Below are 15,467 nucleotides of genomic sequence, written 5' to 3' on the forward strand. Positions count from 1 at the left end.
CGATATGCCTATCTGGATGGCCGCCGAAGACTTTGCATATTATACGCAAAAATATCCAGCGGCATTTTTCTTAGTAGGTACTAAAAACGAAGAAAAAGGGATTCTATCTGAACTGCATACTCCCACCTTCGATATTGATGAATCAATCTTTAAAGGAAGCATTCCGTTAATGGTTAACGCCACATTATCCTTATTAAACACACATTAATTTACATAAACTAAATATTTAACACAAACCCAATAAATACTATATTTGAGTAAGTTATAAAGATAAACTAATTATTAAGTTAATATAATATATTGTAGGAAAAACAATTTAGTAACTGGAAAAGCCAATCCTGAATAAGGTCCCACTTGCAGGTCCAAAATACTTTTCGTAATTTATTTTTATGAAAATAGCTTTCATTAGTGATCTCTACGCGCTCCTTTCTTTCATGCTTTATAATCACGAAATATAGTCATCCCAAATCCGATGTACCGTTTCGAGTATCATCGAACAAGTTACCATCTACTTAAATGAGTCATCGCGTCGAAGAAATTCCGCTACGAAAGCGTCATCGTTTAAGTCTGGATAATCGTTATAAACTCGGTTAATTTCCTCGAATTGCCCTTCGGAGAGGGTTTCATGGGGGTTGAGGCACCATATTCCCTTGATCAATCCCTGCCTACGCAAAACTTCGTGTATACCTGGAATACATCCTTTGAAGTCATGGCTGGGATCAAATAATGCCCCATTCACATCCGTTATCTGTACACCCTTGGTGAGTAAACTATGTAAAGCATTTCCATCTCGGGCTTGTTTAGCTGCCTTTATTTCCTCAAATAACGCTGTCGCCTTATTCGTCCAAACCGCCCAGTGTCCTAATAGCCCGCCTCTAAAAGAAACCTCCACGGACTTCCCTTCGACGCTAAACACATAATCCGTGAGTAGATCAGCCACGATGTTATCGTCATTGCCCGTGTACATTGCGACCTCTTCTCTACGCGAAGAATTCGCAAGTGCGCGCATCACATCTAAGGTCTGATAACGATTGAACGAAGCACATTTTATCGCTTCAACCCCGGGAATTTCTACAAACTCGCGCCAAAACTCGTAGCTGAATATCCTCCCACCTACAGATGGCTGTAAATAAAATCCGAAAACGGGGATATGATCAGCTACTCTACGCACGCGTTCCAAAATATCTTTTTCACTCCAGCCCTCCAGTCCTCCCATACTTAAAAGGCCGATATCATATCCAAGGGCGGAAGCAATTTTGGCCTCCGAAACAGCTTGGTCTACCGGTCCGCATATCCCAGCTACTGTAATAAACTTTCGATTTATATTACTACTTTTAACTTCCTGTATAGCAATATCTAGAACCCGTTGGAATAACCCAACTTTCGGATCTCTGATTTCAAACTGGGTGGAATGTACCCCCACAGCAATCCCGCCGGCACCAGAAGCAATATAATATCGCGAAAGCCGTCGCTGCGCCTTCTCATCGAGGGTTCTATTTTCGTTCAACGCCAGTGGATGCGCGGGAATAATTGTTCCATTAAGCAAATGTTCTTTTAACTCTATTGGTAGCTTTTTCATCAGAATTGTCCTCCTCTTTCTTGAAAATGGGTAGGCTTGTCCCAGAGATCTCCTCCTTGCAATAGCCATTGCGCATTTATTTCGATAATTTCACGAACGGTTACACGCGGGTAACCAAACAGACGATGACATTCCGAAGCATTATTCAGAAGTGCTGTGCCTTCGGCGTGATTTACAAAGGTAGGTGGCCGGTCGAATATTTTACCGAATTGATTGGCAACCCAGCGAATCGATAGCGTTTCAGGGCCCGTAACATTCAATAATTTTGCTGGCGACTCGGTATGAAGTAAGCTCCGAATTGCAATTTCATTAGCGTCCCCCTGCCAGATTACGTTTACATTCCCGCTGCTCAAATCTATAGGAACATTATTAAGCACAGATTTGCCAATCTCCATCAATACCCCGTAGCGAAAGTCAACGGCATAATTCAGCCGGTAAATGAGTATCCTTGTACCATTGGTTTTTGAAAAGTATTCAAATATGCGCTCCCTTCCCAAGCAGGACTGCGCGTATTCACCGATAGGTTCTGGCCTAGTGTCTTCGTCGACACCTCCTTCATGAACCGGAACAAACGGAAGTACATTCCCGGACGAAAATGCAACTATCCGAGAATCTTTGAACTTTTGAGCGACTCTGCCGGGCAAATATGTATTCATCGCCCAAGTGAAATCCTCATTCCCTGATGTACCGAATTTATGTCCGGCCAAATATATGATATTTAAAACTTGAGGTAAACTTTGCAATGAGCTGTCATTCAGTAGATCACAGCTAATTGCAGTTACTCCGCTACGTTCCACACTTTCACGGATTGCAGGATCGGAAAATCGCGATACCCCATACACTTTATTCGGTTTGTTCAATATTTTTAAGGAATCTACCAGTAGTTTCCCCATACTGACCCCCATTTTACCACCTATCCCCAGAAGCATAATATCACCCTCTACCTGCTCCAGATCGGATAGTAAGGCTGGTGAAGGCACCGAATAAAGTTCTTCCATTTTTTTTAAGTCCATATTCCAATTGTTAGGATAAAATCAATACTTTAAAATTTATAACTGCTAGCACCACCACTAGGATGATTCCTAATAACCCGGCTACTTGTTGAAAGCGTGTATTGGGATGGTCTCCCATAATCTGCTTGCTACTTGCTATCCACCATATGGCAACCCCGATAAACGGCACCAAGAAGATCGTCACACTTTGAGCCAGCACGATCAGCTCTAGCGGAAGGTGACTAAACATCAGTGAAATGATGGCTCCGAAAATCATCACCACAGCGATTAGGAGCTTATTCCGCTTATTATTTAAGCCTCCTTCGAACCCCAAACTATCACCAAGCATCGATCCTCCAAGTACGGCATTACCAACCAATGAAGAAAACGAGGCACCAAATAAACCAATAAAAAAGAAGTTGCTGGCTGCATCGCCAAATAATGGTTGCAAGGCCAAAGCCATTTGTGCAGCGGAATCCACCTGCACGCCTTGAGGGTGAAGTACCGAAGCTGCGCATATTAAGACCACAGCGCTCATTAATCCTAAGATCAATATACCAACACTGCTACTACGTTGTGCGTTCGTATTTTCGGTAGGCGCGAGTTTCCTTTTTTCCTGCACCAAATAAGATTGGTAAAAAGCGCCGACTAACGAAAAACAAGAAGCTATGAAAGCAACTATAAGCCCCGCCGAGCCGGTCGGTATTTGCGGACGCAAGCCAGCGAGTAACTGATCCATCCCAGGTGCTATCAAAAAAAGCGTGGTTATAAAACTGAAGAGCATTACTATAACCAGCGCTAGCATCACTTTTTCTAAGACACGGTAGAACGACCGTGAAAACAAAAGAAGAATACCAAATAAATTAAATAAGAGTATCCATATTTTTGGACTGGTCTCTGTCGCCTCGCCGATAGCAATACCTACACCAGTTGAATTACCTGCTTGAAAAGAGATGCAAACCATGAATATCCCCGCTCCAATAAAGACACTAGCTACCCTTCCCATAGAAGTTCGGATTAGAGTTAGTAGAGACTCCTGCCGATGTTGACCAATACGCGCACTCATATTGGTAAATATCCTCATGAAAAATATTGCTACCACAATGACCCACATTAAGCTAAAGCCATAATCAGCCCCCATTTTTGAGGTAATTGTCATCTTGCTGGGACCAAATACCAGCGCAGCTGTCACAATGCCGGGTCCAAGAATGGATAAACTGCGCAAAAGCCAGTTTGGCTTCGTTGGTTTAGTTGTTTGATTCATAGGTTTCAAATTCTTTCTGTGTGAGCTCTTTACCGTTTCCAAACCGATTGTTTACATAATTTATGATCGCTATCAGCTGTTCGTCTCTTAAAAAACCAAAACTAGCCATGTCTTGTTCATAGCGTACGCCCTGGATGTCTTTTTTTTCACTCGTCCCGTTAAGTAGCAGCTGGCTAAAGGTGCGTAAATCACCGATATTCTGGGATCCCACTAAAGCGGGGAATACACCCTTAACGCCTTTACCATCGGCCTGGTGGCAGGAAGCACAGTATGTTTTATAGAGGGTTGCACCGTTAGATTCCGTGTTAAGGGCTGCATCTGGCAGCGCATCCTCCTGCATATATTCCGCAGGATTACTCGTGCTCACACGGAGTCGAAGAATACGATCATCATTTTCTTTAGGAAAGCCCGGCTGTGGATTCCAGTCACGATTGCTCGTGGAGAGATAAATATCGCCATTGGGTGCCGTTAGAACCGCACGCATACGGCCATATTTTTCACTGAAATACACTCGCTCTTGACCAATACTCTTATTGCCTTCGCCCAACGTCAACACTCTTAAAGACTGATTTTTAAGGGTCACAAGCAATAACGAGTTCTTCCACTGCTTGATTTCATCTGACCCATAATACGCGAGACCGGCAGGTGCGATGACTGGCGTCCAAGGACGAATCGGAGGAGTTAAATTAGCCTTCCTGGTTTGCAGGGCTATTTCCTGCGGAGTATCGTGCATGCCTTCAACAAGTGGCCATCCGTAATTATGTAACGGAAGAATAAGATTTACCTCATCTTCAATAGCATCACCATGCTCCGAGGTAAACAAGTTACCCCTACCATCGCTCGCCAGTCCCTGTATGTTACGAAATCCCCAAGCGTACACGTAGCTGCCGGCGATTGGATTATCTTTTGGAATGCTGCCATCTAGATGCATGCGCAAAACCTTTCCGTTTAAAATTGTCGAGTCTTGTGCGTAATGGTTATCCGCAGCGTCGCCTGTTGCCCAATATAAAATATCCCGATCCCGGTCGACCAGCAGCCGACTGCCGTTGTGTCCTAATGCTCCTTTCACGCGGAGCAATTCTTTCGGATTCTGTAAGTTTTCTCCGTCATACGTATAGCGCATCAAAGTAGATACTAACAAGGAATCTTGTTTTTTAGTATAATTTATAAAGACCAAGGGATCACCATTACCTCGAGGCGCGATCGTTATATCGAGTAACCCAGGCGTAGTTCTGGTAAATACGTCATTGAGCGTGAGCAGCGTTTGCACATTCCCAGTTTCTAGATCTAGAGACTTTACTTTCCCTTTAATTTCTGTGAACAAAATTTTGTTTTCGTGATAAGCCATTCCCCATGGCACATCCAGTCCATCCGCTACGGGAAGTATCTCTAGAAACTGTTCTCCAACTTTTAAGAATTCGGGGGTTTTCTCAGATTCCCATGCATACTCCTCCTTAGGGTCTCTGCAACCTGCTAATAACACTGTCAACGAAAGAAAAGCGGTTAACCGAGGAAAGGAAAAACATATCATAAGGTACCCTCCTTGATTAAATTTGCGGCGTAATCTACCGCACGTGCAGTGAGGGCCATAAAAGTCAGGGAGGGGTTTTGGTTACCCGTACTCGTCATACAAGCCCCGTCGGTTACAAAAACATTCTTGCAGGTATGCATCTGGTTAAACCCATTTAGCATCGAGCTGTTTGGGTCTTTTCCCATACGTACGCCTCCCATATCATGGACTTCCAGTCCCGGCTGACGCCCGAACTGAATATGCTGATCGATCGTTTGGATATTTGTACAGCCTGATTTTTCAAGCATCTGACTTCCCTCTTTAAAGAAATCATTCATCATGGTTATATCGTTTTCCGTATAGCCTATTGAAGTCACAAGCTGTGGCAATCCGTACTTATCTTTTTTTTCCAAACTAAGCCGTACGTGATTTTCATAAATCGGCAGGACTTCGCCCTGCATCATCATTGAAATACTCCAACCACCAGGCTCCAGTAAGCTATCTTTAAATGCGCCTCCAAGACCAACCTCCGGTGAGCTTCTGCTCCAGCCGGAACGACCTGCACCAAAGGCGATGAGGTACGATCCTTTAAAGGTTTCCGCCGCCTTATGAATATTTTTAAAAGCCGGCACGAAAACCTGTGTAGGCCTTTTGCCGTAATAGTAAGAGTCTTCATAACCTGGGAAATCCGCCGTAATACGTCCCCTATAGTTGTGAAAAGCGACATAATGTCCAAGAACCCTAGCATCATTACCTAACCCCTCAGGGAAGCGTTCACTTGTAGAGTTCAGTAAAATAAGATTGCTGTTCAATGTTGCTGCGTTCAAAAAAATGACTTTGGCGCGGTATTCCTTTGTCGATCTGTCGGAAGCATCAATCACCTGAACCCCTGAAGCGCGTCCTGTTTTCTCATCGTAAAGAATGCGTTCAACGATACTATCTGTCAGAATAGTGAGATTACCGGTTTTTTTTGCAAAAGGAATTGTGGAAGAATTTGAACTAAAATACCCTCCAAAAGGACATCCCCTTTCACAAAGAGCACGCGCCTTGCAGGCAGTCCGTCCCTGAGCCAACTGTTCCGGTGCAGCATTGACTAAATTTGCTGAGCGTCCGATTATTGCCCTACGATCACTATAGTTATCCGCAATAGAAGCCGCTATGGCCTTTTCGACTTGATTCATCTGAAAAGCCCCCACCACTTCGCTGTCTGGCATGTTATCAATACCGTCGCGATTTCCCGAAACGCCAATGAATTTCTCGACGTGGCTGTACCATGGAGCCAGATCGGCATAACGTATTGGCCAATCCACGGCGTAATCAAACCGCTCGGGTGCGCTAAACTCAAAATCGCTCCAGCGCTGGGTCTGTCGGGCCCATAACAAGGATTTCCCACCCACCTGAAAACCACGGACCCATTGAAAAGGTTTCTCCTGAATATATTCCTGCTCCTTATCTGAGGCATAAAAATGTCGGGTAGCCTCGTTATAGGCGTAGTGGTTACTAATTATTTTGTTATCTTTAAGATCGGCCTTGGTTTTGCCTCCATGATGCTCCATCTCCCAAGGGTCGAGCATCGCTGTTGGATAATCCTCAATATGGCGAACCATACGTCCCCGTTCAATCAGAAGCGTCTTGAATCCCTTCTCTGTAAATTCCTTAGCCGCCCATCCGCCGGAAATCCCCGATCCCACTACGATGACATCAAATTCTTTGTTTAGGTTCATGTTTATACGCTTTGGATATCCTCTAAGTTATTATCTTTCTTATATATAGCCGAATAATCAGGGTCATTTATTTTAAAAAATACTCCAGAAAAAGATAAGCCTGCTCATTCGATTTGTCATTTGGAGCGTGCTCGGCTCGATTGGTCATTGCTACACGATTTACGTAGCCCAATAACTCGTTTACTTGTATGGTGTGATTCAACGCGATCCATCGCTCTACAGGATCCGAAGAGCCTCCAGACACCAAGAAAGGACGAGGTGCCATAAGTGCGTGTAATTCCTGCAAATCAAAGCCCTTATTCATCAATTCGGGATATAGCCCCTGTGCTCCCGCGACGAGCCCTCTCTCTCGCCAGCCATCCTTCCACGGCGGCGGGTAATAACCGAGATACCAGGGTTCCCAATAATTTACGGCCGATCCTTTTGTTTCATCGAACACGATTCCCGGATCAGACCAAACCCCGCAGGCGAACTTTTCATATAGGCAGGAAGCAAACATAGCCCACTTCCCGCCATAAGAATGCCCCATAATGCCGATCTTATCTGCATTAACCTGCGGCACTTTAGCGAGCACCTGAAATGCATTCGCTGCCGCATAGGCAAGCAAAGATAATGGCTGTATCGTCGCCCGATCTATCGATGGATAATATAGTGAATACGTTTTGTTTGCTGTGGTCTCACTGGTTCCGATCGAAAGAGTGACGAAACCACGTTTAACCAATGCCCGTGCAAAATCACGCCCCGCTTTACCTTGCCCGATTGCCGTCTGCGGCTCGTAGAAAACAGTAATCACTGCCGGCCGTTTTTGCTTGCCAAAAGGGACCAGTAGATAACCTTCTGTTGTTTCCTGAGGGAGCCAACGGAAACTTACCCGGTACTGCGTATATCCATCCTTCTGAATCGAATCTAAATAGATAAACTGCTGATCCGTTATCAACTCCGGCCAGGGGCCCATCATCCGATGCCAGGTGCTGTTAATCTCCTTACGTCGCAACGACCAATCGGTAGCATCCTTAACCAATCTACCGTCATAAAATTTCAGTGGCGAACGAAAAGCTCCTAACTGCTCTTGGTAGGCAGCCGGCGGCCGAAAATACGGCGCAAGTTTATCGCCTAGCGCTGTACGGTCCGATCCATCCTCTTTGATTTGCGCTTGCACGTTCGAAAATAGACTACTAACTAGTATCCAGAGAAGAACGAGGTGCAGCTTCCTATTTTTCCTTTTCATCTACTACTGTTTTGCTGGTTAGATTTAGTTCCATCCTGGGTTTTGTTTCAAATTTTCATTTAAGTTCAGCTCGCGCTCCGGTATAGAATTTAAATAATCTCTATCCAGCTTAAACCCGTATCCTGCCGGGATCGCCTTCTGAAATGGATCTAGGAAGCCTTGGTCGTCGACTGGGAATGGGTTTTTCTTAAGTTGCGCTGCACGGAATCCTTTAGGTCTTTTGCCGAGAACAAGTTCATCGGCCGCTGCCCAGCGTGCAATGTCTTCCCAGCGGAATCCTTCGGCGGCAAGCTCGATATGGCGCTCCCTGCGTATTTCATTGATTAGTGGGGAAAGCTCTTTGAACTGCCAGTTCGGATCGCTCACGATAGCGTCAATCACTAGATTCGGCATACCGGAGCGCTCACGGAGTGGTTTGATTGTTTTGTCGATATCACCTTGATTGGCAATACCTAACTCCGCCTTGGCCTCAATATAATTAAGGAGTACTTCAGCATACCGAAATAATATCGACGGTGTTTCTTCATACTGCTGCACATGATAAATCACTTGTGGATCATATCCTTTTTGAATGACGTATCCCGTTGGCGCATTAAGGTCTGTATTGGAATTTAGGGTGTTATAAATAACCGACCAGTTTTGGGTCTCGCCGTTGGCCGCAATCTTCCAGGCTTGATCCGGTGTAGCTACCGTCTGCATAAGTCGAGGATCTCTGTTTTTAAATTCTTCGGTTATACTGTTGTAGCCTCCGAATAATGGGTTTCCCGCTATGGGTTTCCCGTCCGAACACAGGTACTGGTCCGCTAGACTCTTCGCCATCGAACGCCCAAGTGGCTGGGACATGCGGAAGTTCCTATCGTTTGTAAAGTCGCCATCGCCTCGAGACAGTTCATTATCATAACGGCGCCAGAAAAGCACCTCTGGATTACTGGTATAGTCACGGCGTGTGAATAAGTTTCGGTAGTCCTTCAGTGGGTCTCCCGTACTATATACACTGTATAATCCAGATTCCATCACAGCTTGGCTCGCCTGTACCGCCTTCTGAAAATACTTATCTGGATCGGCGGCTTCTCTTCCGAAGATTGTCCCTTGATGGTATTTCTGCCATGACCCTTCAAACAGAGCAACCCTGCTTTGCATTAGTAGTGCTATCCATTTGTTTATCCGTGTATACCCATTGGTTTTTTGATCGTCCAAATACATCGCCGCAGTGTCTAGACAGGCAATTATATTATCGGCGACAACCTCTCTGGAGGTACGATCCATGTATAACATCGAGGAACTCGTCCCTAACTCTTCATCAAGCCACTGAATATCACCGTAGTCTTTGAGTAGGTTGAAATAAGTAACGGCCTTGAAGTAGTAAGCTTCCCCCACGTACTGTTTATAAGTATCAAATTCGTGCTTTCCTTCAATCTTTTTATAATGCGTTAGGAAATAATTCAAGCTGCGCACGGCCGAAAAATCTATTGTACCCGTAGGTGATACTGTTCTTGTCCCCTGCAGGCGCAGGTCAACCGTCGCCCCTACAAAATCATCGCCATCGTAGTCGCCACCGTGATTTGGATATTTTGGAAAATTACCATTCGTATAAAACTGGTTCATATAAATCTCTAGATCCAGTGGTTTTTCAAAGTACATTTCCGATATAACTTCGTCGAGCGGCTCTCTATCTAAGAACTCATCGTTACAGGCAACGAAGCTGGTTGCCAATGCCAATAGTAAACCGGTTAATTTTATATAGTTTTTCATCACTTTTCTATTTTAGAGTTAGGTTAATACCGAATGAATAGATTTTACTAATCGGATAAATAACGCCACTTGTGAGGTACCCGCCTTCGCGCTCATCGGACGCCACGGCCGTTTCGGGATCGAACACCTTGGGTAGACTTGAGAAAGTCAGCAAATTTTCTCCCGAGAAATAAATCCGCGCTCGACTAAATATACTCCCTGTTATACTTTCGGGAAAGGTGTAACCGAGCGTAAGATTTTTTAACCGTAGGTAACCCGCATTGAGTACATAGGCTGACTGACTGAGTCTATTTTTATCGGTCTCTGCAGTAAAGTAAGGTTTAGGTAGATAAGCCCCAGTATTGGGACCCAGTACATTCGTTTCATCCGCCGGACGCCAGTAATCTAGTCCTGGCGAATCTTTATATAAACCCGATCCCGACCATGCACGCGTTAGACCCCAAAATAAGGGAGTGGAAGCTTCCGGATAAAAGTTCCTTTTACCTACTCCCTGCCAGAACATATTCAGATCAAATTCTTTCCAACTCACGCCTGCGTTTATACCGATATTGTAACGCGGTGAAGTATTGCCGATCACTTTTAAATCTCCTTTGTTATCCAGCGTACGTTCGCCGTCGTTGATTACTCCGTCTCCGTTTAGATCTTCGTATTTCATATCCCCAGGACCCCAGTTGCTATGGTATTTACTTTGATCGGCCATTTGCTCGCCCTCGGTCTGAATGAGTCCTGCAGATTGGAACCCCCAAATCTCGCCGTATGGCTTCCCTTCATACCACGTATCAAGACGTCCAGTTTCATTCAAGTATTCGAGAATCGTCGTTTTACTATCACCTAACGCCAACTTAACGTTGTAGCCAATACCATTTTGCAACTGGTCGTTCCAGGAAAGTATAAGTTCATAACCCTTTGTAGAGAGCTTCGCATTATTGGTTAATGGCGTAGCTGCTCCTAACACATAAGGTAGCTCGATGGCTTTACCGAACATATCACTTGTTGTTCGGTTATACCAATCGAAAGTCACTCCTAAACGTGCTTGTAACATTGACATATCTAGTCCTAAGTTCAGCGTGGTGACCGTTTCCCAAGTAATGTGATCACTGATTAATGTAGGCACCAAAGCATACTGAGGGCGTCGGTCACCAATTATCCAGTTTAACTCCGATTTAATCGGGATACGCGAGTAAAACAGATCGTTTGCATTCGAATTGCTTAGTACATTTTGATTTCCCAACGAGCCATAGGACGCGCGTACTTTGAAATTGTCTATATAGGGCGAAATCGGCTCCCAATAGTCTTCCTTAGAGAGCACATAGCCAATAGCTGCAGAAGGAAAAAAACCAAAACGATTTTCCTTAGGAAAACGTGAAGATCCATTATAACGCGCTGCTACTTCCAGCAGGTATTTTTCCTGATAGTTATAGTTGATACGACCAAATGCCCCTCGGGTCGCCCAATGACTCATGTTGTCGAATGCAGTGATTCCCCCCAGCGAGGTAATCACTGAAGGATTATCTTCGACCACGGGAGAAGTACCTGTTGCATTCAATCCGCTATAAAGGTTTTCTTCCTGCTCAAATCCGATTAAGGCTTTGAAATAGTGGTCATCAATCTGCGTTTCATACGAACTAATGGCATTGAGTAGTTTATAGACGTTCTCATAATAGGCCGATGTATAGGACGACTGCGGCTTCCCTATATTACCGAATTCACCTGTTCCAAGCTCCACCATCACCGGTTTGGGATTCTGGCTGAGTTTTGTGTTTTTAATGTTATAGCTGTAATTTACAATAGTCTTCCATCCTTTTATGGGCTCAAATTCAGCACTGACATTCGCCAGGAAATCAGCATTCTTCTTTTTATCCCTACCGGAGTCTTGCAATAGACGAACCAGTGGACTTTGCACCGTACCATTAATATTATAATGCGGCATCATTGGGGCGAACATAAGCATCTCGCGAAATGTATGCTCTCTGCCAACGGTCGTCTCTCCCATCGGAAAATCAGTCATTGTAGTCGCCCATTTAACACTGGAGCTTAGACGCAGCCAGCTAGCGACCTGCGAGGATACGTTCGTCATCAGGTTATAGCGTTTGAATGAATCGTTCCCATAAGCATATGTACCGTTTTGATCGGCGTATCCGCCAGAAAGGAAGTACTGTGTGCGCTCGCCACCGCCGGTAACATTCAAGTTATGTTTCTGGCTAAAGGTATTATCGGCCATCAACAGGTGTGGCCAGTCGTTATTTGCGTTTCCGTTTCGTCGTCCTGCCCAAATATTATCGATCGGATTTTCCGGATCGTATTCATAAGGAAATGTTCCATCAATGTATCCTTTGATCCGTTCCATTTGCTCATCGCTATATACAGGCGTTAACCCCGCATTGGCATTAGCTTGGTTGTAGGCTGTCGCCCAGGTATATGAATCAATGAAACTAGGCAACCGCAATGGTGAGGACAATGAAAGATTAGTGCTGTAATCAACTGTTACCCCCTCTTGCCGGCTTCCTTTTTTTGTTGTTATCAAAATAACACCAAACGGTGCGCGCGATCCATAAACTGCCGCCGTCGAAGCATCTTTTAATACCGAGATGCTTTCCACTGTCTGCGGATCGATTGCGTTTAAATCCATTTCGACTCCATCTACCAGAACAAGTGGGCTGCTGCTTCCACTGATAGAACCTACACCGCGAATATTCAAGGAACTTGCCGCGCCAGGCTCCCCCCCGCGCATGCCCATATCGATATTCATATTCGGAGAGGCGCCTTTTATCAGATCCGCTACATTGTTCGCGGGTCTGTCTTTGAGCATGTCTCCTGATATCACATCTACCGAGCCTGTTAATGTTCCCTTTTTCTGTGTGCCATATCCAACTACGACAACTTCTTGCAAGTCATTGTTACTTACAATGAGGGTAACTTCCACTTGTTTTTCACCGGATAAAGTTAGTGTCTGGCTAAGATATCCGACCGAGCTCACCTGTATGGAGTCGTTCAGCGACCTTACAGGTATGCTGAACTTGCCGTCACTGCCGGTAAGCGTTTCGCCACCACCGGGTAGTGCTTTAACACTGATCCCCGAAAGCGGGCTACCTTGTGCATTTTTAACGGTCCCTTGGAGGGTAATGGGCTGCTGGGCTAGAACAACAGCTCCGAAAAATACGAGTAGGGTATTGAGTACTATTCGTCCAATTGTTATCATAATTCGTTGGTTTAAATTATTTTATATCCATTAGGTACATCTTGTTAACATTGTTCGTACGGTCGGGAAAAACATGCAGATAAATATGTTTGTACTCACTGCGGTGCCGGTCGAAATAATTTACGGTTACGTACACGCAATTTTCTCAAATAAATTCTTCGCACGACTTCTGCCGGCCAACCTTTATTTTTACTATCAAAATAGATTTTAGGGTTATAATGCTTCCAAGATAAGTTTCTATTTTTTAGAATGCAAAATATTTTTCCAAAAAATACACACTTTCTTCTCCGAAAGCCATTTCAACAATATAGGGCGTAACATACATAGTGTACGTTACCGAAAATTGTAACGGGTATAATTTAACAATCAGATGGAATCAATTTCCTACTTCACCTCGGGGCCTAAAACAGTTTTATCAGAAATTAAAATGCACTCCTACCGTTGATAAACTAAACGACCATCAACCATTGTTTTGTTCACTTGGATATTTTCATCAAATAAGATAAGATCAGCATTTAGACCCACTTGAATAGCCCCGATTTGTTTCTCCAGACCTAAAATACGAGCAGGATTCACTGTCATCATATTTACGGCCTGACCAAGGGAAAGTCCCGCCTTTTCTCGCATGGTTCGAATAAGACGATCGGCTGTTGCTACGCTTCCGGCAAAGGCCGTACGATCTGGCAACTTGGCGACACCGCCTTCGATGACAACTTTTAACCCTGTCGTTTTTCCACCTAGAATACTATTGCTTACATCCGTACCGGCCGCGCGCATCGCATCGGTGATTAGGATAATCTGTTCTGGCCGCTTCACTTTGTTTATCAGTTTCAAGAATGGCTCAGGAAGGTGCACACCATCAGCAATAATCTCCACATCAATATCATCCAGAAGTAGACAGGATTCTATAGCACCAGCATAACGGTGCGCGTCTCGGCGTGTCATTCCTGACATTCCTGAATATAAATGTGTCGCTAAGCGGTAACCGGCGGTAAGACCCGTCAGGATCTCTTCGTATACCGCATCCGTATGTCCAAGCGCGAGCAGAATTCCCTCTTGGGTAACGCGCCTGCCAAATTCTAATGCCCCTGGTAGTTCAGGTGCGGCGCTCCATCTGGCGATTAGATGTTTATAATCCTTAAGAATAGGTTCATATTCGTTTGGATCTGGATTACGGATATATCTAGGGTCTTGCGCGCCACGTTGAGCCATCGCAAAATAGGGTCCTTCTAGGTGTAACCCGTAAAACTTCGCTCCATCAATCTGTTGATTAATCGCTTTTTCGTATATTTTGAAGGTCTCTAACAGCAGTGACCGCTCACTCGTCAACGTTGTTGGAAGCATAGCTGTTGTACCGTAACGTGCGTGTGTTTGTGCGATATTTACATACCCATCAAGCTCGTTATCCATAAAATCAGAACCTCCTCCCCCATGTACATGGATATCAATAAATCCTGGGGAAAGATACATCCCCTGCGCATCGATAACTGTATGAGAGGGGCTGCTTTTGGCGGTACTATGCTGTAAATCGATTCCTGCTATTTTACCATTTTCCACGCGGAGTGACCCGGGTTCGGTTATACCTTGCGGTGTGATTATTTTTGCATTGATGAACGTGGTCATAATGAATGTTTTGTATTTAAAACTTACGGTGGTTATTCGTAGCAAGTTACAAAAATCTGCCAAAGACACTCAAGTCGGATTATGCATTTTCAAAAAAAAAGAAAAACGAACTCATCATCGGGGCGCAAATGAAAATGACCCACGCAAAAAATCCGAGGTAAAAAAACAAGTTTTTTCTTCCTCGGATTTTTTCATTTTTATTAATGTAAACGGTGGTTTCCTGCCGCTGGTTAAAATCTACCTCCAGTTATCTGTTCTTCGTCAAATATGTCTTCCAACCTGGCCGACCAATTATCCAATAGATCTTTTCGTTGGTTATCATTCAGGTGCGCTACGCCGTAGTTAATCTGAGGAGCAAGCAAAGAGAAGCCAACATATTCCAGCATTCCGCGATGCACATGCCTTAAGACACCTTGTATGTCGCCATAGTCTCCTGTTGGCAAATAATGAGTCGCTGGACTACCGGTAGTGACCGAAAGCAGAACTTTTTTTCCTGTAAATTTACCACTCACAAACGGTACGCGGCCGCCACCATATATCTTCCCACTGGCGAATACACGATCAACCCACCCTTTTAAGATAGCAGGCACCGAAAA

At 44.6% G+C, this 15,467-nt stretch carries 10 protein-coding genes and 1 pseudogene; 1 reads left to right on the forward strand and 10 read right to left on the reverse strand.

Features of this window, described 5'->3' with window-relative positions; genetic code table 11:
• Positions 1-208: pseudogene (locus tag HP439_RS11890) on the forward strand (amidohydrolase); the annotation flags it as partial.
• Positions 209-508: 300 nt separating this feature from the next.
• Here the strand turns inward: HP439_RS11890 and HP439_RS11895 are convergent.
• From HP439_RS11895 to HP439_RS11940, 10 genes are all read right to left on the reverse strand, one after another.
• Positions 509-1,579 carry a dihydrodipicolinate synthase family protein gene (locus HP439_RS11895; protein ID WP_172390559.1) on the reverse strand — a complete coding sequence of 357 codons (1,071 nt, stop codon included), beginning with the start codon at positions 1,577-1,579 and terminating at the stop codon, positions 509-511.
• A complete protein-coding gene (locus tag HP439_RS11900) occupies positions 1,579-2,592 on the reverse strand; it encodes an NAD-dependent epimerase/dehydratase family protein (protein ID WP_172390560.1) in 1,014 nt (337 codons plus the stop codon). Before HP439_RS11900 ends, HP439_RS11895 begins: the two co-directional genes overlap by 1 nt.
• A 10-nt stretch (positions 2,593-2,602) precedes the next feature.
• A complete protein-coding gene (locus HP439_RS11905; protein WP_172390561.1) occupies positions 2,603-3,835 on the reverse strand; it encodes an Nramp family divalent metal transporter in 1,233 nt (410 codons plus the stop codon).
• A complete protein-coding gene (locus HP439_RS11910; protein WP_172390562.1) occupies positions 3,819-5,366 on the reverse strand; it encodes a PQQ-dependent sugar dehydrogenase in 1,548 nt (515 codons plus the stop codon). The genes HP439_RS11905 and HP439_RS11910 overlap by 17 nt, the downstream gene beginning before the upstream one ends.
• Positions 5,363-7,069 (reverse strand): GMC oxidoreductase, encoded by a 1,707-nt coding sequence (locus HP439_RS11915; protein ID WP_172390563.1) that lies wholly within the window; start codon positions 7,067-7,069, stop codon positions 5,363-5,365. Before HP439_RS11915 ends, HP439_RS11910 begins: the two co-directional genes overlap by 4 nt.
• 67 nt (positions 7,070-7,136) lie before the next feature.
• Positions 7,137-8,297 carry a dienelactone hydrolase family protein gene (locus HP439_RS11920; protein WP_172390564.1) on the reverse strand — a complete coding sequence of 387 codons (1,161 nt, stop codon included), beginning with the start codon at positions 8,295-8,297 and terminating at the stop codon, positions 7,137-7,139.
• A 24-nt stretch (positions 8,298-8,321) separates the two neighbouring features.
• The gene (locus tag HP439_RS11925) at positions 8,322-10,049 is read right to left on the reverse strand and encodes a RagB/SusD family nutrient uptake outer membrane protein (RefSeq protein WP_172390565.1); all 1,728 of its coding nucleotides are present in this window, start codon (positions 10,047-10,049) and stop codon (positions 8,322-8,324) included.
• A 7-nt stretch (positions 10,050-10,056) separates the two neighbouring features.
• Entirely contained in the window at positions 10,057-13,248 is a 3,192-nt protein-coding gene (locus HP439_RS11930) for a SusC/RagA family TonB-linked outer membrane protein (protein WP_172390566.1), read from the reverse strand.
• A 435-nt stretch (positions 13,249-13,683) separates the two neighbouring features.
• Positions 13,684-14,871, reverse strand: coding sequence for an N-acetylglucosamine-6-phosphate deacetylase (nagA, locus tag HP439_RS11935; RefSeq protein WP_172390567.1), 1,188 nt, complete (start codon positions 14,869-14,871; stop codon positions 13,684-13,686).
• Between the two features lie 230 nt (positions 14,872-15,101).
• A partial coding sequence (locus HP439_RS11940; RefSeq protein WP_172390568.1) for an NAD(P)H-dependent oxidoreductase occupies positions 15,102-15,467 on the reverse strand: 366 nt, incomplete at its 5' end.

The sequence above is a fragment of the Sphingobacterium shayense genome (assembly GCF_013179575.1).
Taxonomy (GTDB): domain Bacteria; phylum Bacteroidota; class Bacteroidia; order Sphingobacteriales; family Sphingobacteriaceae; genus Sphingobacterium; species Sphingobacterium shayense.